This is a genomic window from Streptomyces sp. NPDC004610, from assembly GCF_040609715.1.
In the GTDB taxonomy this organism is placed as follows: domain Bacteria; phylum Actinomycetota; class Actinomycetes; order Streptomycetales; family Streptomycetaceae; genus Streptomyces.
On the sequence record NZ_JBEXLA010000012.1, the window covers coordinates 130,373 to 152,029 of the forward strand.

Sequence of the window (21,657 nt, forward strand, 5' to 3'; positions counted from 1 at the left end):
GTGAACGGAAGGCCGCTCGCAGGGGTGGGTTTTGGACGTAGTCCCGTCCTGAACCAGTCGGATATGGCGGCGATGGCAGGTTCATGGCACGCTCGAATGCCCGGCCAGCAGAGGGCCGGTCCTACCGGCGGGAGGCGCTGGTGGAGTTGGTGGAGTTCGAGATCCGTCTCTCCGGATCGGTCGAGGTACGGGCCGCCGGGCGCCGCAGTGGTCCGGGACCGACGAAAACCTGTCTGTGTCTCGCGGCACTCGCATGGGACGCCGGACGGATCGTCAGCGTAGACACCCTGATCCACCGCGTCTGGGACGACCATCCGCCGACCAAGGCGCGCGAGGCCCTGCACGTGCATGTGTCCCGGATCCGGCGCGTGCTCCGGATCGCCGGAGGGGCCGCGCCCGCGATCGAGAGCCGCACCAACTCCTATGTGCTGCGCGCCGAACAGGACCGGGTGGACCTGCGCCGCTACACCGCCTGGGTCAACCAGAGCCGGGCGCTGCGCGAGAGCGACACCGTGACCGCGCTCGATCTGCTGGACCGGGCGGACGACCTGTGGCAGGGCGAACCGCTCGCCGGGATCGCCGGGACCTGGCCGGAACCATCAACCTGTATGAACAACGGCCCGACAGTGCCCGCCAAGCAGCCCTCAAGGGCCTCGCCGAAGCCCCCGCAGACCATCCACTGACCGTGCGGCTGCATGCCCAGGCCGCTCGTGCTGCGGCGGCCGACGGCGACGTGGAGGGCTTCACCGCCGCCTTCCACGCCGCTGAGGACGCCCATCGGCTCCTACCGCCCCGCTCGCCCCGCCGGTTCGGCATGGACGTGCTGCCGCTGGCCGACTACGCGCTCACCTCGTATCCGGCGACCTCGTTCATCTGGCTCGGCCAGGCCGAACAGGCCCGCCGACATGCCGAACACGCGCTCATGACCTATGAGTCGGCGCCCGAGGCGTCCCGCTCACCGAGCCGGGAGGCAATCGCCCGTATCGACCTCGCCATCGCCCATGCCCAGCTCGGCGCCCCCGACGACGCCGTCGCCCTCGGCCATCAGGCCCTCGACTCCGCCCGCGTCGTCGGTTCCGTCCTGGGCCGGGCCGGTGACCTCACCACGTTCCTGACCCGCCACTATCCCCGCCGGACCGCCGTCGAGGGCCTGCGCGAACGGCTCACAGCCGCCGCTCGCCCGTCCCTGACCGCCACCTCGACCGGAGCGTGAAGGAGAACGACCCGTGACCACCGAGCCGCCCGCCCAGCACGCACTCACCATCCGCAAGCCCTACTTCGACCTGATCGCCGCCGGTTCCAAGACCATCGAAATCCGCGTCGGCTATCCCAAGATCCGCAGATTGGCCGTCGGCGACAGCTTGCGATTCACCTCCGGCGACGACACTCTGACCACCCGTATCACCGCCCTGAACGAGTACACGTCCTTCGAGGCGATGCTCGACGCAGAGGACAACGCCGCCGTCCCCCAGACCGGGGCCTGACGTTCTTCGCTCTTTCTTGGAACCCCTTCTTCGGCCACCGTGGTGACCGACGACGGCCGGGTCCTGCCGCAGTGCCGGATGGACACCGGCGGGTGGACTCCGCCCGGCGGTGAACGACCGGCGGCACGGAAGGGACCGGCCACTGAAGACCGTCCGACCCTCCCGCCCCGCCCCGCGTGCCGGACACCCCCTCACCCGCTCGGCCCCCACCCACTCGTGCCGCCCCCCGCCCCGGGCGACCGTGGCACTACCGGGCCGGACCTCCGTACCGGTGGCAGCACCGGCACCCGGAGGCACGCGCATGGCGGACGGCAACGGCGACGACGACCGGCCCGGTCCCGGTCCCGGTCCCGGTCCTGGTTCTGGTTCTGGCCTCGGCCCCGATTCCGGCCCCGATTCCGCGTCCGACTCCGCCCCGGGCCCTGGCCCCACCCCCGGCGCCACACCCACCCCAACCTCCGGCCCCACCCCCGCCCCCGCCCCGCAGGACATGGCCGACCTCCGTTCCCGTATCGCCGCCCTGGAGCGCACTCGGGGTGTGGAGGCGCCGTCCCGGCATCGGGCGCGGAGCGCGTTGGGTGCTGTGCTCATCGTGCTCGGGTGTCTGCTCGTGCCCCTCGCCATCGTCGCCACCTGGGCCGCCGACGAGGTCGGGGACACCGGGCGGTACGTCGACACGGTGGCGCCGCTGGCCGGGGAACCGGCCGTGCAGGACGCCGTGGCCAACCGGGTCACCGATGCCCTGATGGCCCATATCGACCTCGCCACCCTGCTCTCCGGCGTCCCCCGTACCGACCGGCCCCGGCTCGAACAGGCCCTGGGGAGGCTCGGGGACTCCCTGGAGGGCGCTCTGCGCAGCTTCGTGCACGACAAGGCGCGGGAGGTGGCCGCCTCCGATGCCTTCCAGACGCTGTGGACGGACGCCAACCGCCGCGCCCACGCCGCCCTCGACAAGGCCCTCACCGGCAAGGGCGGCGGCGCGGTCGAGCTGAACGGCAACACCGTCACCCTCGATCTCGGCCCCGTCGTCGCCCAGGTGAAACAGCGGCTCGTGGACGCCGGACTGAGCGTCGCCGGGCGCATCCCCACCGTCCACACCGACATCACCCTCGTCACCTCGGACGAGGTCGGCAAGGTGAGGACCTATGTACGGCTGCTGCAACTCGCCGGCAACTGGCTGGCGGTCGTGGCCGTGCTCCTGATCGCCGCCGGGGTGCTGGCCGCGGTACGGCGGCGCCGGGCGCTCGTCGCGGGCAGCCTCGGCGCGGCCTTCGCCGCGCTCGTGCTCGGCATCGGGCTCGACGCCTTCCGGGCCGTCTATCTCGACGCCCTCCCGGCCGGGGTCTCCCAGCCCGCCGCGGGCGCCGTCTACGACACCCTCACCCGCTTCCTGCACACCGGGGTGCGGGTGGTCGTGGTGCTCGGGGTCGTCATCGCCCTCGCCGCCTGGCTCTCCGGTCCCGGCCGCCGGGCCGGGCGGGTGCGGCGGCTGTGGCGCGACGGCATCGGCGCGCTGCGGGGCGTCGCGGACCGCGCCGGGCTGCGGACCGGGCCGGTGGGCCCGTTCGTCCGGCGCCGTCGCGTCTGGATCGTCTGGGCGCTGGTCGTGGTGGCGGTGGTGGTGTATCTGGTGTGGTCGTATCCGACCGGGTGGGTGGTCGTGGGGATCGCGCTCTGCTTCGTCCTGGCGCTCGCGGTGGTGGAGTTCCTCGCGGGGGAGGAACCGGAGGGGGCGGTGGAGTCCGCCGCCGGGTCCGCCTCCGGCGGCGGTCAGTAGCGCAGCGCCCGGCCCACCTCCGCCTTCACCGTCCCGGAGAGATCGTGCGTGCTGCGGGCCGTCGCCGTGGCCGACTTCCCGGCCGCCACATCGGCGACGGTCACCACGACCACGTCGAGCAGATTGCCGCCCGGGTCCTTGAAGTCCACCTCCACGGCGAACGACTTGGCCGCGTCGGTGGTGTTCCGGGCCGTCACCTCGACCGTCGTACGGCCGTCGCCCGCCGTGGCCGGGGCGGCCAGGGAGACCTCGCTCCCGGCGTCGACGCCGCCCTTGACCTCGTCCAGCTTGTTCCGGGCCTCGGCGCTCGCCGACGCCAGGGTGTCCGCACCCTGCGAGGCCAGGGACTCCGCCGCCGAGGCGGCGCTGCTCGCCGCGCCGGTCGCCCGGGAGCCGACGGACGAGGCCGCCGACGCCGCCTTGCTCGCCACCTCGGACGGGGAGGAGCCGTTGGAGCAGCCCGCCGCACCGCCCGCCGCGACCGCCGCCGTCAGCAGGGCGAGGGCCGCCCGCCGTACCCGATGACCTGCGTGTGTCCACTGCTGTGCCGCCACTGCGCCTACTCCCTGCTCGTCCCCGGCCGGTGCTGTCCCCACAGTGATGCGCCGCCGGACGGCCTCCGCACGCGCGGGCCGCGCCCCGTCACCCGAACGGCCGCCCGCGGCTGGCCGGACCACCCGTTCGGCCGCACCGTCGAAGGGTCGGAGACGGACCGGCCCAAAGCCCGAAGCCCGCCGCCCGGCGCCCACGAACGGAGCCCCACCATGACCGCACAGCCCCACCCCGGAGCACCCTCACCCACCGGCTCCCACGCGCCGAACAGCCCCTGGGCCGCCGGTGGTGTCACCTTCGCCGGGGTGCTGATGCTGCTCAACGGCCTGCTGGTGATCTTCCAGGGCATCTCCGCGATCGCCGCCGACGACATCTACACCCGGGTCGGCGACTACGTCTACAAGATCAACCTCACCGGCTGGGGCTGGATCCTGCTGGTCCTCGGGGTGATCTCGGTGATCGCGGGCTGGGGCATCCTCTCCGGCGCCGCCTGGGCCCGGGTGGTCGGTATCGCGCTGGCCTCGCTGAGTCTGGTCGCCCAGTTCCTGTTCCTGCCGTACCAGCCGCTGTGGTCGGTGTTCATGATGGCCATCGACGTCTTCGTGATCTGGGCCCTGGCGATGTACGACCCGCAGGCGCCGACGGCCCGCGCCGAGCAGCGCTGACACTCTCCGGCCGGAGGCCCCCGGCCGAGCAGCACTGACACTCCCCGGCCGGAGGCCCCCCCGGCCGAGCAAGTACTGACACCCCCGGCCGGACGCCCCGCCCCACCGGACGGTGAACCCGCACCCCCACCTGGCGCATTCGTTCGAGTCACGCCGCTCGATGGGGTGAAGTGCCGTCAATCCTGCGACGCGTGATCACCCCTCTGAAACGCGCCGCACTGCTGCTGACCACCACCCTGCTCGTCCTCACCGCCGCGTCCCCCGCCGGGGCCGAGCCGTACCGCCCTGCCGCGTCCGCCGCCGCGTACTCCGCCGGGGCGCAGCCGCGCACCCTGTCCCTCGCGGCGGCCGTCGCCGTGCTGCCGCCTGCCGCCGAGTCCCGCGCCGGGTACGAGCGCACCAGCTTCAAACACTGGAACGCGGGCCGGATCCCGTCCGACGGCTGCAACACCCGTGCCGAGGTGCTGCTCGCCGAGGCGGTCGAGGCGCCGGAGGTGGCGCCCGGCTGCAAGCTCTCCGGCGGGCGCTGGTGGTCGTACTACGACGCCCGGTGGATCACCTCCGCGTCCGCCCTGGACATCGACCACATGGTGCCGCTCGCCGAGGCATGGGACTCGGGCGCCTCCCAGTGGACCGCCGAACGCCGTGAGGCGTACGCGAACGACCAGGGCGCCGACACCTCCCTGGTCGCCGTCTCCGCCGCGTCCAACCGCAGCAAGTCCGACCAGGACCCGGCCGACTGGCTGCCCACCGCCGTCGAGTCCACCTGCCGCTACACCGCGGAATGGGTGGCCACGAAACTCCGCTGGGGCCTCACCGTCGACACCACCGAGGACGACGCCCTCGCCCGGATCGCGGAGGGCTGTCCGACGACGACGGTGACATACGACCCGGCGGCGTGACGCACGGCGGGCCTCAGCCCTGGAAGACCTGGTCCCGGTGCCAGTCGCGGTGTCCGGCCGCGACCGCCGGGGCTCCCGGCCGGGGCCCGGTGAGCGCCCGTCCGGCGAGGTCGAGCACCTGTCGGCGGGCGGCCTCGCCGCCGCCCGTGAACTCGGCCGAGACCAGCACCCGGTGCCCGGCCCCCGCCTCGCCGTCGCCGGGGACGGCGTCCGCCATCCCCAGTACCCCCTTGTCGAAGAGCTTGTGGTGCAGCGCGCACAGACACAGCGCGTTGTCCAGGGTGTCCGGTCCCTCGAACGCCCACCACCGCACATGCGCGGCCTCCAGCCCCACCGAACGCTTCCCGAGCCGGCCGTCGTAGCCGCAGAACGCGCACCGGTGGTCGTACGCCGACAGCACCAGGTCCCGGATCCGGGGGTCGCGCCGCTGCACCCGCCCGTACGCGTACCGCCGCTCGCCGGTCTCCACCGACTCCGGCAGCAGGCCCACCGCGTCGCACAGTTCCTCGTGCAGCGAGGGCGGGAAGTGCCGGTCCAGCAGCAGCCGCACCAGATCGCCGAGCAACCGGGGCTCCCGCTCCAGCGCCCCGCGCAACTCCGGTACGAGCCGCCCGGTGGCCCCCGACTCCCGCAACTCCCGCACCCCGGTGCCGGGGCTGCCCGGCCCGAGGTCGGTCCGCACCTCCCACACCCCGTCACCGATCAGATGGTGGAAGGGGTAGGCCGGTGTCGTGGGGTGCGGCGGACCGTACTCGGCGAGCAGCCGCCGCAGATCGTCCTCCACCGCGCTGTACCGCAGCCCGCCCCCGGCGTCCTCCTGGAACCGGGCGAGCGCGTAGAGCAGCAGCAACGGCTTGTGCGGGGCCCGCGCCCCGCCCCGGCTCCACTGCCGCAGCCGCGCGGCCCGCTCCAGCCATTCCATGGCCGACGATGCTAGGGCCTCACCGGCAACCCGCCGAGGTCGGGGGCCGTTGGGCCGTTGGGCCGTTACGCCGGTCCCGTGCCCGTCCGTCACGCCGTGCCGGTGCCTGTTCCGGTGCCCGTTCCGCTACGCCGATCCCGTCCCCCGGCGTCGCAGCCACCACGCGCCCGCGCCCAGGACCACCAGGACCGCCGCCGCGATGCCGATCACCGCGCCCGTCGACATGCCGTCGTCCCCGGCGTCCGTCTCCGCCGCCGCCTGTTCGGGGGAGGCCGTGACCGAGGGGGTGGGCTCCGCCGTGCCGGGGCTCGGGCTGGGGCTCGCGGGGGTCGGGGTCGCCGGGATCGGGGTCGCGCCCGCGGCGGCCGGGGCCAGCTTCAGGGTGGGGGCCGGGTGGCCGTGGCCGCCGTCCTCGCCGGTGTCCTCCAGCTCGATCCAGCGGTCGATCTGGCCGTCGGCGTACGACTGGAGCGTCTTGAAGACCAGTTCCTCCGCGTCCGGCAGCTGGCGGACCGTCACCGAGAACTCGGCGTCCGCGCCCACCGCCAGCTCCGGGCCCGACACGGTGTAACCCCGGCTGGTGGTGGCGTACTTCCAGTCCTCGGGGCCCTTGTCGAAGGTGATGTCGGCGGGGGTGAGGCCCTCGGGGAGGATCACCTCCAGCTCGGTGATGCCGGACGCGTCCGACTCGGACGCCGCGTGGAAGTCGAGGGTGACGTTCTCCGCGAGGGCGCGCGCGTTCTGCGCCTGGACCTCGGTGTGGGCGAACGCCGGGCCCGCGGCGACGGCCACCGCCGCCACCAGCGTCGCGCCGAGGGTCGTCAGCCGTCGGGCGGTGGTGCGGAGGGAGGGGGAGGTCGGGTCGGTGGGACGGGACACGGCGGGCTCCGGGGGTTGGTCGGTCAGCGGGGGGATGGTTGGGCGGGCGGATGGGCGGGCAGCTGGGGCGGCTGACCCGCCGGGGGGCGGGCGGTGGCGGCCCGCGGTGGGGCCGTCCTCCCAGGAGTCGGGTGGCGGGGGGTCCGAGTTCCCGGCACTTCGAGTGACCTGCGTCACTCGCTTGAGGGCGAGATCGCGTCGCCGGGCGGGGTGTCCGGGCCGGGGACAGGGGGACGCGTGGGACACGAGGGGCTGTGGGGGTCGAGGGGTGGTGAGTTCGGGGTGGGGGAATTCCCATTTTCTGAGGGCCGGGGGTTCTGCCGCGCTTTCATTCCGTCCGCCGCAATACCCCGAAGGTGGTGGACTTCTCGTCATCGACCGGCCGTAAATATGAACATACGTCCAGGGCCTTGGGGAATGAATGACACCCTGAATCCATGCCCGCGGTGACCAGAAATCGTGCTTTCGGTGCCGTCGAATACCGGGGAAACTCGAAGCAGCCCGATAGGTTGGAAAAGGGACGGAGAAAGGAGGTGAGGTGCCGGATGATTCCGCTGGATCGGTTTCTCGCCGACTGTCTGCACGAGGTGCGGGCGGCCCAGGAGGGCGCGGCCCAGGAAGGCGCCAGCGCAGGCGGTGCCGTCCCGGTGCCTCCCGGCGCGGACGGGCAGCGTGACGCCCGGCGCAGATTCCTCGCCGCCGGCCTGGCCGCCCTCCGCACGGACCACGCCGGAGCGGGCTGGACGCAGCTGAATCTCGCCCCGCCGGACCCGGCGGCGTACCCCGCGCTCTACGCACGGCTCGGTGAGATCGCCCGGGAGTCGCTGAGTTCCGGAGCCGCCGTCAATTTCTTCTTCATGCACAAGCCGCCGGGAATGCGGGTGCGTTTTCAGGCGCCCACCCCGGGCGCATCCGATGAACTCCACCGGCGCGTGATCCGGCGCATGGCCGAACACCCCGAAATCTTCGGCAATCCCCGGCGCGCGGTCTATGAACCCGAGTCCTATCTCTTCGGCGGCCCCGCCGCACTGCCCTGGGTGCACTCCCTCTTCACCGCCGATTCCCTGGCCTGGCTGGATCATCACGCCGCCCGCCCCCTGACCGCCCCGGCCGACTGGCGCCATTCGCTCACCCTGCTGCGCGAACTCCTCGACGGCCTCGGCATCGTCGGCTGGGAGCACCGGGGCGTCTGGGGGACCCTGCGCGAGGAGGCGGGCCGCGCCCTCGGCGGCGAGGCGGCCCGCGAGCGCGGGGTCGACCGGGCGATCGACGGCATCCAGCGCCTCTGGCGCCTGGACCGGGACCGGCTCACCGCCGGACTCCCCGAACCCCGGCGCACGGCCCTGGACGCCCACCGCGCCGCCGTCCACCGCGCCGCGCTGGACTGGCGCGAGGGGTACTTCGACGCGGGTGGCGGATCCGGAGAGGAGTCCGGCGACGCGTCCGGCGACGACTTCGACCTCGACCTCGGCGTCGACGCCGGTGCCGTCTCCACCGGCCCCCGCCGGGCCGCCGCCTACTGCGTCGTCTTCCACTGGAACCGGGCCCGCTTCTCCGCCGCCCTCCAGCGCCTGCTGACCGAGGCCCTCGCCACCGAGGGCACCCCCATCGAGCCGTCCCCCCGGGTGGACCGACCGGTGGTGGGGGTGAGCGGCCATGACCGATAGCCGTACGGGCGGGTGCACGACCGGTGGTTGTTGTCCCGACGGCTGCTCCTGCGCCCCGGAACCGGCATCGCCCCCGTCCTCACCCACCCACGGCACCGCCCTCCTCCGGGTCGCCGGGCTCCCCGCCGCCGTCTGGGCCGCCGCGGGCAACCCCGCGCTCTCCGCCCGCGCCGCCGCCCACCACCGCGCCCGGCACGACCTCGCCGACCGCGCCCGCGCCCTCGCCGACGACCTCGGCACCACCGTCGTCCCCCGCCTCCCCGCCGGCACCGCACCGCGCGGCGCGGTCCTGGCCCTGCGCCGCCGTCTGCACTCGGGCGCCGCCCCCGGCCCCGCCGACGACCGGCTGCTGACCGGTGTCGCCGAGGTCCCGCCCGCCCTCCGGCACCGCGCCCGGGAGCTGTACGAGGCGGACCGGGCGCTCGCCGAGGAGTACGAGGCGCTCGGCGCCGCCACCGCGAAGGAGTGGGAGCGGGTCGGCGCGCTGTGCTGGGACGCGGTCCGCACCCGGCCCGTGCTGCGGGTCTTCCTCGACTCCACCGCCCCCGAACTGACCGGCACGGCCGAGCGCCGGCTCGCCCGGGGGGAGCACTGGTCGAGCCCGCGACTGCGCAAGACCTGCACCTTCCTGTGGCGGGCGCTGGCCCGCGCGGCGGCGAAGACGACCCCGAGGGACTGGGTGGGCCAGCTCGCGGCCGTACCGGTCGTCCCCTCCCTGCCGGGTGCGCTGGACGCCGTCGGGCCGCCGCCCTCCCTGCCGGGTGCGCTGGACGCCGTCGGGCCGCCGCCCTCCCTGCCGGGTGCGCTGGACGCCGTCGGGCCGCCGCCCCCGTTCATCCCGGGTGCGCTGGACGCCGTCGGGCCGCCGCCCCCGTTCATCCCGGCCGCCCGGGACGCCACCGGCCCGCTCCCGCCCCTCCCCCTCATCCCCCCCGGCGCCCGCCTCACCGACCTCGCCGCCGAGGTCTCCCACAACGTCCACACCCTCCGCACCCGCCTGGGCGCCCTCGACCTCACCACCGCCGACCCGGCCACCCCGATCGTCGTCACCGCCCTGCACTTCACCACCCCCACCGCTACCCCCACCGCCAACCCCAGCGGCACCTCCGGTGCCACCCTCACCCCCGGCACCACCCCCACCGGCACCCCCGGTGCCATCCCCCCCGGCACCCCCGGTCCCACCCCCACCCACCTCACCTGCGGCGTCCTCGATCCCGACCGCCCCGGCACCCTCCGCCGTGTCCAGCTCGTGCGGACCCGGCCGCTGGACGCCGTCGTCGCGCGGCTCGCCGCCGGGCCCAGGGCCCTGGGGGAGATCGAGGCCGAACTGCTCGGCGGGGTGACGGGCGACCGGGCGGAGGCCGCGGGACGCGCGCTGCGGGACTTCCTCGCCCATCTGCACCGGCTCGGCGTCCTGGAGAGCTGCGCCGCGCCCCGCCGGGTGCACAGCGGCTGGACCGCGCCCGGTGCCGCCCTGCCCCACCCCACCCCCTGGCCCGGCGGCTCCGCGGCCGTCCCCGGCGACTGGTTCCTCGACTCCTACCGCCGTGCCGAGACCCCCGGTCGCCGCCCCCTCACCGTGCCCGCCGAGGCCGCCGACGCCGTCCACGCGGCGCTGCGCACGGTCGCCCGGATCGACGCCCTGCGCCGGGCGGACGGCGCGGAGCCGCCCGGCGACCGCCCGGCCCCGCTGCCCGGCCTCACCACCGGGCCCCGCCCCCTGAGTTCCTTCCTGACCGCCCTGGACGAACCCGGTCCCGGCGAGGCGCGGCCCACGGCGACCACCACGGTCGTCGCCTCCCTCTACTCCGGCTGGCCCCCCGCCCGCACCCCCGACTCCGGCTACGCCCAGCTCCTCGCCCATCTCGCCCGCCATCTGGACGCCGAGTCAGTCGACCTCGACGACGACCTCCTCGACCGGATGGGCGCTCCCAAGGCGCAGGAGTCGCTGCCGCCCTGGCCGCTGGACTGCCTCGTGCGGCCCCTCGCGGCGGGCGGCGGGTCCCTCGCCGTGCTGGAGTCGGCGTCCCCGGCCGGTGTCCTGGACGCCCGGTTCGCCGACACCCTCGACGCCCTCACCCCGGGCGGCTACGACAACACCGCCCGCTACCGGGCCTTCCTGGCCGCCGTGGAACGCGCCGCGCGAGTCCGGTTCGTGGAGGTCCTCGTGCCGCCGCTGGCCGAGCGCGCCGCCAACGCCGTACGCCGCCCCCGGCTCACCTCGCTGTGGACGGGCGACCCGGACCCGGCCCCGTACCACGGCACCCTCGCGCCGGACGGGGCCCGGCACCTTCCGCTCGACCGGATCACCCTGCGCCGCGAGGGCGACCGGGTGGTCGCCGAGGCGGACGGGGTGCGGATCGTCCCCCTGCACCACGCCACCCGGACGCCGATGCCGCCGTACGACCAGTTGCTGCGGGTGCTGCTGACGGCCCGGCACCCCGGTACCGCCGGGATCCTGCGGCTCGACGGGCTGGCGGCGGCCTTCCCGGCGGCGGACCGGGTGCCCCGGCTGACCGTGGGCGGCGGGCGGGTGGTCGTCGCCCCGGCCACCCACCGGGTGCCGGACGCGCTGCTGTGGGACCCCGAGGCCGACGACCGGGACAAGCTGATCCACCTCGCCGCGCTCCGCGCCCGCACCGGCATCCCCCGCCACGGCTTCGTCCGGCCGTCCCCCGCCCCGGACCGGCCGCCCGCCTCCCAGACCCCGATGGACTTCGACGCGCTGCCCGCCCTGCGCACCCTGGACCGGCTGCGCGCCCAGCACGACCGGGGCGGCCTGCTGATCGAGGAGGCGCTCCCGGCGCCCGGCGGTCATCCCCTCGCCGACCCGGCCCACCCCGGCGACGACGGCCGCGCGGCCGGCAGCGCCGCCCAACTGCTTCTGCGCTCCCCGTACCTCCCCGACGCCGTCGACGCCCTGGTCGACGCGGCATCGGCCGCACTGCGCGGCTGACCCAGAACGCCCCGGCAGCCGGCCGGGGTCGGCACCACCCCGAAAAAAAACCGCTCGAACCGAATGGAGAACGTCATGCCTTCCATCGACACGAACGACCTCGACAACCTCATCACCGATCTGGAGACCCGGATCACCGACACGGAGCTGGCCGAGGGTGCCGCCGCCAACACGGTGGGCATCTGCACCATCATCGTGTGTAGCGTCATCGCGGTCTGCTGAACCGGCTCACGCCCTCTCTGACTCGCGCCCTCAATGAGCCACGAACTCACTGACCGACGGACTCACTGAGCCGCTGAGCCGCGGGTGCGCCACCGACTTCAGCCGCTGGCGCACCCGCCCCGACATCCCCGACCCGACCTTCTGGGAGAAGCGCGCCCGATGCCCTCGCCCGTCACCACCGCACCCCAGGTCACCGCGCTCGCCGTCACCGTTCTGCGGGACTGGACGCGGGCCAGGGAGCACCCGGACGCCGAGCATCGGGGAGTCGCCGAGCACCCGGCCGCCGAGCACTCGGCCGCCGACTCCCCGCCGGACACCGCCGACCCGGGCGTCCCCGCCCTGGCCGCGCTCCTGGCCACCGCCCGCCCCGACGACCCGGAGACCATCGCCGTCGCCGCCGGAGCGGTCGCGAGCTGGGCCCGTACCGCCGGACGCGGCTCCGGTCATCCCGGGCTGTTCAGCGGCGGACTGGCCGGCACCCTGGCGGGCCTGCGTCTCGGCGCCCTGCTGCACCCGGCCCTGAACCGGGCGGCCGACCGCCTCCACACCCATCTGGCCGCCCCCCGCCCGTACCGCACCACCGACGTCACCATCACCGACTACGACTTCATCATGGGCCCGGCGGGCACCCTCCAGGCGCTGCTGCTCGACGGCGCGGCCCCGCCCCCCGCCCCGCTGGACCATCTCGCCCTGCTGTGCGCGGACCCGGACCTCGGGCGGCTGCGCGCCGGACGCGACGCCCGCTTCCCCGAACTGGAGTGGCTGGAAGGCCGGGTGAACACCGGTATGGGCCATGGCGCCGCGGGCCTGCTGACCGCCCTCACGGCCGCCGCCCGCCGCACCGGGGACCCGCCCCCCGCCCTCACCCGCGCGATCGGCCACCTCACCCGCTGGCTCACCGCCCAGTCCTTCCCCGACGCCCGCGCCATCCGCAGCTGGGACGGCGCCGGACTCGACGGCCCCCCGCCCCCGGGCGCCCGCGCCCGCCAGGCCTGGTGCTACGGCGCCCCCGGCATCTGCTGGGCCCTGTGGGACGCGGCGGACGCCACCGGCGACCGGGAGACCGCCGACTGGGCGGCGTCGGCCTTCACCACCCTGTGCGCCCACTACGACGAGTCGTTCCACCTCTACGGCGACCCGCCCACCGACCGCCTCGGCTGCTGCCACGGCGCCGCCGGGGTCCTCGCCGTCGCGGACGCCTTCCACCGCCACGCCCGCCACCGGGGCGCGGCGGCCCTGCGCACCCGCCTCACCGCCTATCTCACCGACCGGAGCGAGGAACTCCCCGCCCTGGCAGCGGCCGACATGGGCCTGCTCGGCGGCGCCCCGGGCGTGCTGTGCGCGCTGCTGACGGCGGCGGACCCGGCGGGCCGCTCCCGTACCTGGCTGCACTGCCTGGGCCTGCGCTGAGCAGGCCCGGCCCGTGTCCCGTCACACCCCCTGCGGCTGGAGGAACCGGGCCAGCAGATCGTCCAGCGACACCAGGCCGGTGAGCCGGCCGTCCGTGTCGCGGACGACACCCAGCGAGGCCCGCCGGGTGCGCAGCAGCTCGATGGCGTCGCCGACCGTGGTGGTCCCGGTCAGCTCCGGCACCGGACGGGCCAGGGCGCGGGCGTCGGCGGTGCGGCCCTGGGCGCGGGCGACCAGCGCGTCCCGGGCGTGGACCGAGCCGAGGACGGCCCCGGTGGCGTCCCGGACCAGCAGCCGGGTGCGGTCGGAGTCTGCCGCGACCCGCAGCACGGTCTCGATCCCGTCGCCCGCGTCCACCGAGGTGATCTGGGCGGCCGGCACGCTCAGCGCGCTCACCGGGGTGTCGGGTTCGGTGAGGGTCCGGGTGAGCAGCTCCGAATCGGTGCCGCTGATCAGACCGAGCCGCTCGGACTCGGTGACCAGATGCGTGAGCTGCTCGCGGTTGTGGACCGAGGTCAGCTCGTCGCGCGGGGTGACCCGGCACAGCCGGACCAGCGCGTTGCTGATCCGGTTGAGGATCCGGATCAGCGGCCGGACCAGTCGCACCACGCCCCGGAAGAGCGGGGAGAGCAGCATCGCGGAGCGCTCGGGGTGGGCGATCGCCCATGACTTGGGCGCCATTTCCCCGACGACCATATGCAGGAACACCACGACGATCATCGCGACGGCGAAGGCGATGGCGTAGCTGAGCGCGCTGGGCAGGCCCAGGCGGTGCAGCAGCGGGTCCAGTTCATGGGAGATCGCGGGCTTGGACACCGAGCCCAGACCCAGGGTGCACACGGTGATGCCGAGCTGGGCACCGGCCAGCATCAGCGACAGCTCGCGCATCCCGGCGAGCGCGGCCCTGGCACCGCGCTGCCCCTGCGCGACCGCCTTCTCGATCCGGTGCCGCCGGGCCGCGACCAGCGCGAACTCGGCGGCGACGAAGAAGCCGCTGCCGATGAGCAGCAGGACGGTGACGAAGAGGGCCATCGGGAAACTCATGACGGGTCCTCGGGGTCGTCGTCGTCCACGGTCGTTTCCGCGTCCACGGTCGCTTCCGGCTCCGGAAGGCGTTCGATCCGCACCCGTGCCGGGACGTGCCGGTCCAGGGTGCGGACCTCGATCCCGGCCCGGCCGCCGCCGGGCAGCTCCACGGTGAGCCGGTCGCCGATCGCCGGGAAGCGGCCGAGGCGGTCCACGATCAGTCCGGCGACGGTGTCGTAGTCGTCCTCCTCGGGGAGCTCGACGCCGGTGGCCTCCGCGATCTCGTCGAGGCGGCGGCGGGCGTCCACCAGCCAGCCGCCGGTGGGGTCGGGGACGGCGGGCGCGGTGACGGTGTCGGACTCGTCGGCGATGTCACCGATCAGTTCCTCGGCGATGTCCTCGTAGGTGACGATGCCGGCGACTCCGCCGTGCTCGTCGAGGACGACCGCGAACTCGTCGTCCAGCTCCCGCATCCGGGCCACCGCGTGCGGCAGCGGCAGGGTGTCGGGCAGCAGCAGCGGGCGCCGGGCCAGGGCGCGGGCGGTGGTGCCGGTGAGCCGCCCGGCGGGCAGCGCCATCAGCTCCCGTACGCCGACCACCCCGGAGATGTCGTCGGGGTGGTCGCCGAGGACCGGGTAGTTGGAGTGGCCGTGGCGGCCGATCAGGCCGATGGCGTCGGCGGCGGAGGCGTTCTCCCGGACGAAGACGGCGTCGGCGCGCGGCACCATCACCTCGTCGAGGGTCCGCTCCGAGAACTCCAGGGCGTGGTCCAGCAGGGCGGCGGTGTCCCGGGGCAGTTCGCCCTGCTCATGGGACTCGCCGATGAGATGCCCCAGCTCCTCCAGGGTGGCCCCGTGGTGCAGTTCCTCGACGGGCTCGATGCCGATCCGGCGCAGCAGCCGGTTGGCGGCCCCGTCGAAGATCCGGATCACCGGCCCGACCATCTTGAGATACGCGAGCGTGGACGCGGACAGGGACTTCGCCAGCCGGTCGGGTACGGCGATGGCGAGATTCTTCGGCGCCAGCTCGCCCAGCACCATCTGGACGACGGTCGCGCCGACGAAGGCCAGCACGACGGAGATCGTGCCGACGGCGCCCTCGGGCACCCCGATCCCGGTCAGCACCGGGCCGAGCAGGGCGGACACGGAGGGTTCGGCGATGAAGCCGACGATCAGTCCGGTGACGGTGATGCCGAGCTGGGCGCCCGACAGCATGAACGACAGCCGCCCGAGCACCTTCAGCGCGCGGGCCGCGGCACGGTCACCGCGCTCGGCCTGGCGGGCGAGGGCGAGCCGGTCGGCGGAGACATAGGCGAATTCCTGGGCCACGAAATAGCCCGTCCCGGCGGTGAGCACGAGAACGGCCAGCAGGCCCAGCCAGGCTTGGACGGCACTCATCGAACACCACCCCGCCGGGTGCCGCGGTCCGCGTCATGACTGCTGTGGCGGGATGGTCGGGGACTGTGCCCCGGGGGGTCCGTCGGTCTGGCGGACAAAGCGGCCACTCCTCAGTTTGCTGTGGAACCTTGCAAACGATTCTGGCCACTCTCGGGTTCCCTGGCCGTGCGGGACACCGCCACCCGGTCCGGTTCCTTGCGGAACGCCCAGTTCATCCCCGGCTCCACCACGCACCGGAACACCCGCCGCACGGGCGCGGCGCACAGCGCCGTACCGACCGCCGCGGCGACGACGGACACCGCCACCGCCCCGGCCGGGGTCCCCGCCCAGTCCTGCCGCGACCACTCCCAGTGGTTCCCGGCCTGGATGAGGAAACCGTGCAGCAGATAGGCGTAGAGGGTGCCCGCGCCCAGGGCCGTGAACCAGGTCCGCCGCCCCGGCACCCAGGCCAGGAAGCAGACGACCAGGACCAGCGAGCAGCCGAACAGGGCGAGGGTCATCAGCGGCCCGTACCAGGCGGGCACGGCGAACTCCACGGCCGCCGCGTTGTGGAAGAACCAGGCGTAGTCCATCCGGGGCACCGCCCAGTAGCCGAACACCAGCGCCCCGAGCAGCACGCCCGCCGCGACCGGGCGCACCCCCCGCCGCCGGACCAGCCGGAAGTGCTCCGGCCTCAGACACAGCCCGAGCACGAAGTAGGGCAGGAACTGGAGGGCGCGCTGGAGATCGAGGTCGTCGCCGATGGACGGCGAGAGCGTGGCCAGCGCCGCCACGGCCAGCGCGATGGGCAGCGGCCACCGCAGCCGCCGCCAGATCGGGGTGGTCAGCCGCCAGATGAACAGGGCCGCCAGGAACCAGGTCAGATACAGCGGGTCCAGCAGACTGACCGGCCGGTCCGGCTCCCCGTCGCTCCAGCGGGTGAAGAGCGTGTACGCCGTCTCGAAGACGACATAGGGCACGACGACCCCGGTGACCAGCCGCCCGATCTTCGCCGGGCTCGCGTCGAAGGTCCGGGAGAAGTACCCGGAGATCACGATGAACGCGGGCATGTGGAAGGCGTACACCAGGGTGTAGAGCGCGGTCACCGCCCGGCTGTCGGAGCGCAGCGGCTCCCAGGCGTGTCCCATCACCACCAGCACGATCGCCAGGTACTTGGCGTTGTCGAAGAACGGGTCGCGCTCCTGGGCGGGGGCGCGACCCGTGGGCGTTGCTTCGGTGACGTGAGTGACGTGGGTGACGTGAGTGAAGTGGGGGGAGTCGGGGGAGTGGGGGGAGGGCATCCTCCCCGCCTTGCCGCCGCCGCGGCCCCGCAAACGCCGTCCCGCGCACTTCACAGCCGACGGACAGCGAAGGCGTCCGGCGGTCGTCCGTCAGTCCTGCGTACCGCGTACCGCTACGCGGCGTCCCGCACCACGACTCCGGACCCGGAGGGCTGCCCGGCGGTCGCGGCGGCGGCCGAGGCGTAGTTCTGCTCGACCCGGGCGGCCTCGGCGGCGTTCGGGGTGACGCTGTTGCAGCTCACGCCGCCCGTCGAGCCGGACATCAGGGAGGAGCAGGGGCCGGGCTTGACGTCCGGCAGCCCCAGGCTGTGGCCCAGCTCATGGGTGACGATCCGGACGACGTTGTAGCCCGCGGTGACGCCCTCGCGGCCGACCCAGACGGTGACCGTGCCGGTGGTGCGGACCGGGCCGAGGTTGGCGCGGGGCCAGCCGTTGTCGGCGGTGACCCGTATGTTGACCCGCTGACCGGCGGTGGCCTTGACGAGCCGGACATTGCTCACCGAGCTGTTCCAGATGCCGACGGCCTGGGTGACCTGCGGTTTGAACTCGGCGGCGGTGCTGTCGTCATAGGTGAGCGTGGTCACCGCCGCGGCGGCGGTCGGCGCGGCGACGGCGGGCGCGGCACCGAACGCCACGACCGGAACGGCGAACACCGCGCCGACGGCGATACCGGTGAAGGTACGTCGAAGCATGATTCCGATTCCTCACTCTGCGGGCCCCTGTGGGGGGTGGGGGGTGGGCATGGAGCGGGGTGGAGAGGTGGTGGAACGGGGTGGAGCCGGTTGGAGCGGATGGGATGGCGACGTGCTGGCGACGTGTCCATGACATCACCGGGATGGATGATAGGGCGGGCGGGACGCGGGGGGAACCGGGCCCGGCCCGAAGGGAGTTGAACTCTCGCGGGAACTCGACCCCCCTCCCGTCCGACTCCTGAGGCACGCCCCTCGATCGCCCCCAGCCGAGCAGGAGACGTCACGATGCAGCCAGAGATATCGCGGGAGACCTCGGAGCCACCGGTGACGGAGTCGCGTCCCGCCGATCGCCGGGTGACCCTGCGCTCGGATCTGCGGGCGGCGATCCCCGACGCGAGCGCGGCGATCGGGGTGACGGCGGCGGTGTTCGCGTTCTTCTGGGCGCGGATGGAGTCGGGCGCCTCGGACACGGTCGCGGTGATGCCGTTCATGAGTGATCCGGCCGAGTACTGGATGTATCTGCTGAGCCAGGCGTTCGGCTGGTCGGGGCTGCTGTGGGCGTGGGGCACGGTGATGCTGGGCCTGGTCCTGTCCGGCCCCGGCGTCGGCCGCCGCCACCGCACCCTGGAGCGCTGGCACCGCACCACCAGCCTGACCACGATGGCCCTGATGGCCGCCCACGCCCTGATGTTCGCCGCCGAACTCGTCCGCTACGAGGAGAAACTCGGCTGGGCCGCCCGCCTGTGGACCGGCTTCGCCGACTCCTTCGTCCCCGGCTGGTACGACTCCGGCACCGGCCGCACCGCCATCCCCATCGGCCAGGGCGCCCTGTACCTCGCCATCCCCCTGGGCCTGCTCTTCTACGTCCGCCACCGCATCGGCACCACCACCTGGCGCCGACTGCACCGCTTCGTCATCGCCGTCTACATTCTCAGCGTCTGGCACACCCTCCTCTACGGCACCAACGTCTGGTACGGCTCCTGGCCCCGCACCACGCTCTGGCTCCTCCAACTCCCCATCGCCGCCCTGCTCCTGCTCCGCCTCCTGCGCCCCGCCCGCCCCTCCGAACGCCTCCCCGCGCCCGGCAAGAACGTCCGTCTCCCCGCCTGGACCCTCCGGGCGGCGGGCCGCCTCACCGCAGCCGCCGTCGTCATCGCTCTGGCCGCCGTGGTCATCACCGGCAAGGACGGCGGCCGGGACCGCCCGACCGAGCCTCCGACGACCGGACCGCACGTCCACGAGACGGAGTAGCGGAGCAGACGCGCACCGGGCCCGCCGGTCAGCCGAAGGGAACCGCGTCCGCCGGGTCCGTGTGCCAGTTGGTGACGATCGGCTCGTCGATCAGGACCGGGTCCACCGACAGGGACACCGGCTCCGGGTCGTCCGCGCCGATGGCGACGATGACGCTGTCCAGCCTGATCGTCGGCGCCGACCTCAAGCCCGGCGCGGTGGTGATCGACGCCGGGTACAACCCGGGCAACATCGGCGACGTCGACTTCGACACCGCCCGCACCCGGGCCGGGCTGATCACCCCGGTCCCCGGCGGCGTCGGCCCGATGACCATCGCCGTGCTGCTGGCCCAGACGGTCCGGGCGGCAGCCGCGCAGCTGGGCATGGCGTCGGGGTGAGGGGGGCGGAGGCCGGGCCGGGGTCGTGGTGGTCGGTCACCGCTGCCGCTACGGCTCGTCGTCGGGGCAGGGCGTGGCGGCGGGCGGGGTGGTCTGGCAGAGGGAGAAGTCGCCCTGCAAGGTGAAGATCCGGCGGTACTCGGGCTTCAGATAGTCCGCGTCGCCGCTGAAGGCGGTGAGTTCGAAGGGGCGGCCCTTGTCGTCCACGGTCACCGTCCTGCGGTCGTCACCCAGCAGGTAGGTGACGCGCAGCCGGAAGGAGACGTAGTGGCGCAGGGTCCGGGCCCGCACCAGGACGACCTGTTGTTTGCCGTCCCGCAGGGTGATGGTCCGCTGGGCGAAGAACGGCTTGCCCGGCTCCATCTTCCCGGTGGAGTTGTCGAACACCGCGTCCCGGGCCTGGGGGCGGGGGCGGTCCATGTCGAGCATCAGATTCATGGTCGGGGCACCGGCCTGCGACGGGGCGCTGAACAACGACCCCGACCAGGGCGCCGTACGCTCCAGGATCTCCGGCTGGATGTCGACGATGTTGATCTGCTGGCTGCGGCGGCTGGTGAAGACGGTCCGGATCGTCAGGGTCTCCAGATTGACCCCGCCCACCGCGCGCAGCGCCTCGTCGAACGCGGGTGCTGTCACCGCGTTGGGCCGGGCCATGAGCGCCGCGAGCCGGGCGTCGGGCCGGTGATCCTCGCGGGTGACCTTGCTCAGACCCTCGTCGTCCAACTGCACCTTCTCCACCGAGACCGACAGTTCCGGCCCGGGGCGCAGCCCGTCCTGCACCTCCGGTACGTCGAACAGCACCCCGGGCGTCGCGATGATCCAGTTGCCGAGCATCGCCGCGAGCGCTGCCGCGATGACCGTGGCGAACCAGATGCGTAAGCCGGATATCCGCCCGCTCAGCCCGTCGGGCCGGGCTCCGGCGGCTCCGCCTCCCTGCCCCCGTCGCTCGCGCTGCTGCCAGGCCCGGGTCGTCGTCCGTCCCCGCCGCCGCCTCGACCAGGCCCTGCGCCAGCCGGAATCAGAGCGTGGTGTCACGGTGTCTCCCCCTGTTGTCGCCCGCCGCGCCCGCCTCGCGGGCCGGAAGTGCGCCGCAGTCTAGGGGCGGGACGGGGGTGGCGGATATGTCGAGGGGCGGGGGCGTCGACGGGGATGGCTTACGGCGTTAGCTTGCAGCTAAGCTAACGGCATTAGCCGATCAGTCGATCCCTCCTCCCCCTCGGAGATCACCATGGACCAGCCCGCGCCCGCTTCCCCCTCCCCCTCCCCCTCCGGGACCCGGTATCTCGAAGTCGACGGAGGCACCCTCGCCTACGACGTGGCGGGATCCGGACCGCTGATCGTGCTCGCGCACGGCATGGGGGACAGCCGGGACGCCTACCGTGCCGTCGCTCCGGCGCTGGTGGCGGCCGGGTACCGGGTCGCGGGCGTCGATCTGCGGGGCTGCGGCGAGTCCAGCACCCAGTGGCCGGAATGGAGCCGTACCGCCATCGCCGGGGATCTGATCGCCCTGATCCGGCATCTGGGCGGCGGCCCTGCCGTGCTCGTCGGGCACTCGATCTCCGGCGGTGCCGCCACCATCGCCGCGGCCCGCGAACCCGCGCTGGTCTCCGCGGTCGTGGAACTGGCGCCGTTCACCCGCAAGCAGTCCGTCCGCGCCGGTGATCTGCGGGTGAGGCGGTTTCGGCGGGGCATGCTGCGGCTGCTCGGGGCCGGGTTGTTCGGGAGCGTGCGGCTGTGGCGGTCGTATCTCGACGTGGCCTATCCCGGGGTGCGCCCGGCCGATTGGGGGCGGCGGCTGGACCGGATCGACGCGCTGTTGCGCGAACCGGGGCGGATGAAGGCGTTGCGGGGGATGGGGCGCGGGAACCCGGCCGACGCCGGTGCGCAGTTGGGCGCCGTACGGTCACCGGTGCTCGTGGTGATGGGGACCGGCGATCCCGACTGGGCCGATCCGCGCGCCGAGGGGGCGGCGATCGTCGGGGCGCTGCCCGCCGGGCTGGGGCGGCTGGAGCTGATCGAGGGGGCGGGGCACTATCCGCACGATCAGTGTCCGGAGCGGGTGGTGTCGCTCGTCCTGGCGTTCATGGCGGACGTCGGCCCGCACGGTGCCCCGCGCTGACCGGCGCCGGGTGACCTGGACACTCACCCCTCACTCACCCCTCACTCCCCTCACCCCCTCCCCAACTGTCAATATCTTG

20 protein-coding genes and 1 pseudogene are annotated in these 21,657 nt (G+C 74.1%); 13 read left to right on the forward strand and 8 right to left on the reverse strand.

Translation table 11 applies throughout. The features are described 5' to 3' along the window. Positions 1-83: 83 nt before the first annotated feature. From ABZX40_RS15945 to ABZX40_RS15960, 4 genes are all read left to right on the forward strand, one after another. Entirely contained in the window at positions 84-683 is a 600-nt protein-coding gene (locus tag ABZX40_RS15945; RefSeq protein WP_355742095.1) for a helix-turn-helix domain-containing protein, read from the forward strand. 2 nt (positions 684-685) lie between these two features. Then, positions 686-1,213, forward strand: a complete 528-nt coding sequence (locus ABZX40_RS15950; RefSeq protein WP_355742097.1) for a hypothetical protein — start codon at positions 686-688, stop codon at positions 1,211-1,213. Positions 1,214-1,226: 13 nt separating this feature from the next. Continuing rightward, complete coding sequence (locus tag ABZX40_RS15955) at positions 1,227-1,484, forward strand: ASCH domain-containing protein (protein WP_355742100.1); 258 nt, start codon at positions 1,227-1,229, stop codon at positions 1,482-1,484. 490 nt (positions 1,485-1,974) lie between these two features. Next, entirely contained in the window at positions 1,975-3,261 is a 1,287-nt protein-coding gene (locus ABZX40_RS15960; RefSeq protein WP_355742369.1) for a hypothetical protein, read from the forward strand. Here ABZX40_RS15960 and ABZX40_RS15965 read toward each other — a convergent pair. After that, on the reverse strand, positions 3,255-3,758 hold the full coding sequence (locus tag ABZX40_RS15965) for a hypothetical protein (protein ID WP_355742371.1): 504 nt from the start codon (positions 3,756-3,758) through the stop codon (positions 3,255-3,257). The two genes, ABZX40_RS15960 and ABZX40_RS15965, sit on opposite strands and share 7 nt — an antisense overlap. Positions 3,759-4,025: 267 nt before the next feature. Between ABZX40_RS15965 and ABZX40_RS15970 the strand changes: the two genes are divergently transcribed. Beyond that, positions 4,026-4,478 carry a hypothetical protein gene (locus ABZX40_RS15970; RefSeq protein ID WP_355742103.1) on the forward strand — a complete coding sequence of 151 codons (453 nt, stop codon included), beginning with the start codon at positions 4,026-4,028 and terminating at the stop codon, positions 4,476-4,478. Positions 4,479-4,669: 191 nt separating this feature from the next. Then, the gene (locus ABZX40_RS15975) at positions 4,670-5,380 is read left to right on the forward strand and encodes an HNH endonuclease family protein (RefSeq protein ID WP_355742105.1); all 711 of its coding nucleotides are present in this window, start codon (positions 4,670-4,672) and stop codon (positions 5,378-5,380) included. A 13-nt stretch (positions 5,381-5,393) separates the two neighbouring features. Here the strand turns inward: ABZX40_RS15975 and ABZX40_RS15980 are convergent, their stop codons facing one another. Together ABZX40_RS15980 and ABZX40_RS15985 are read right to left on the reverse strand one after the other, a co-directional pair. After that, positions 5,394-6,302 (reverse strand): phosphorothioated DNA-binding restriction endonuclease, encoded by a 909-nt coding sequence (locus tag ABZX40_RS15980; protein WP_355742108.1) that lies wholly within the window; start codon positions 6,300-6,302, stop codon positions 5,394-5,396. 126 nt (positions 6,303-6,428) lie between these two features. Then, the gene (locus tag ABZX40_RS15985) at positions 6,429-7,181 is read right to left on the reverse strand and encodes a DUF1775 domain-containing protein (protein ID WP_355742111.1); all 753 of its coding nucleotides are present in this window, start codon (positions 7,179-7,181) and stop codon (positions 6,429-6,431) included. Positions 7,182-7,726: 545 nt separating this feature from the next. Between ABZX40_RS15985 and ABZX40_RS15990 the strand changes: the two genes are divergently transcribed. The 4 genes from ABZX40_RS15990 (at position 7,727) to ABZX40_RS16005 (ending at position 13,436) form a co-directional block, all read left to right on the forward strand. Then, entirely contained in the window at positions 7,727-8,848 is a 1,122-nt protein-coding gene (locus ABZX40_RS15990; RefSeq protein ID WP_355742114.1) for a thiopeptide-type bacteriocin biosynthesis protein, read from the forward strand. Further along, complete coding sequence (locus ABZX40_RS15995) at positions 8,838-11,804, forward strand: lantibiotic dehydratase (RefSeq protein ID WP_355742117.1); 2,967 nt, start codon at positions 8,838-8,840, stop codon at positions 11,802-11,804. Before ABZX40_RS15990 ends, ABZX40_RS15995 begins: the two co-directional genes overlap by 11 nt. 75 nt (positions 11,805-11,879) lie before the next feature. Beyond that, entirely contained in the window at positions 11,880-12,026 is a 147-nt protein-coding gene (locus tag ABZX40_RS16000; protein ID WP_355742120.1) for a hypothetical protein, read from the forward strand. 159 nt (positions 12,027-12,185) lie between these two features. Next, a complete protein-coding gene (locus tag ABZX40_RS16005; protein ID WP_355742123.1) occupies positions 12,186-13,436 on the forward strand; it encodes a lanthionine synthetase LanC family protein in 1,251 nt (416 codons plus the stop codon). 21 nt (positions 13,437-13,457) lie between these two features. Here the strand turns inward: ABZX40_RS16005 and ABZX40_RS16010 are convergent, their stop codons facing one another. From ABZX40_RS16010 to ABZX40_RS16025, 4 genes are all read right to left on the reverse strand, one after another. Then, a complete protein-coding gene (locus tag ABZX40_RS16010) occupies positions 13,458-14,480 on the reverse strand; it encodes a hemolysin family protein (RefSeq protein WP_355742125.1) in 1,023 nt (340 codons plus the stop codon). Continuing rightward, the gene (locus tag ABZX40_RS16015) at positions 14,477-15,859 is read right to left on the reverse strand and encodes a hemolysin family protein (protein WP_355742128.1); all 1,383 of its coding nucleotides are present in this window, start codon (positions 15,857-15,859) and stop codon (positions 14,477-14,479) included. Before ABZX40_RS16015 ends, ABZX40_RS16010 begins: the two co-directional genes overlap by 4 nt. A 110-nt stretch (positions 15,860-15,969) precedes the next feature. Next, positions 15,970-17,139, reverse strand: coding sequence for an acyltransferase family protein (locus tag ABZX40_RS16020; protein WP_355742130.1), 1,170 nt, complete (start codon positions 17,137-17,139; stop codon positions 15,970-15,972). 113 nt (positions 17,140-17,252) lie between these two features. Further along, positions 17,253-17,831, reverse strand: coding sequence for a snapalysin family zinc-dependent metalloprotease (locus ABZX40_RS16025; RefSeq protein WP_355742133.1), 579 nt, complete (start codon positions 17,829-17,831; stop codon positions 17,253-17,255). A gap of 285 nt (positions 17,832-18,116) precedes the next feature. On the opposite strand from ABZX40_RS16025, the gene ABZX40_RS16030 reads away from it, so the two are divergent. Continuing rightward, a complete protein-coding gene (locus ABZX40_RS16030) occupies positions 18,117-19,082 on the forward strand; it encodes a ferric reductase-like transmembrane domain-containing protein (protein WP_355742135.1) in 966 nt (321 codons plus the stop codon). Positions 19,083-19,255: 173 nt separating this feature from the next. Further along, positions 19,256-19,459, forward strand: a pseudogene (locus ABZX40_RS16035) (bifunctional 5,10-methylene-tetrahydrofolate dehydrogenase/5,10-methylene-tetrahydrofolate cyclohydrolase); the annotation flags it as partial. Positions 19,460-19,507: 48 nt separating this feature from the next. Here ABZX40_RS16035 and ABZX40_RS16040 read toward each other — a convergent pair. Further along, positions 19,508-20,494 (reverse strand): hypothetical protein, encoded by a 987-nt coding sequence (locus ABZX40_RS16040; RefSeq protein WP_355742137.1) that lies wholly within the window; start codon positions 20,492-20,494, stop codon positions 19,508-19,510. 193 nt (positions 20,495-20,687) lie between these two features. Between ABZX40_RS16040 and ABZX40_RS16045 the strand changes: the two genes are divergently transcribed. Further along, entirely contained in the window at positions 20,688-21,578 is an 891-nt protein-coding gene (locus tag ABZX40_RS16045; protein WP_355742139.1) for an alpha/beta hydrolase, read from the forward strand. The last annotated feature ends 79 nt before the right edge of the window (positions 21,579-21,657 follow it).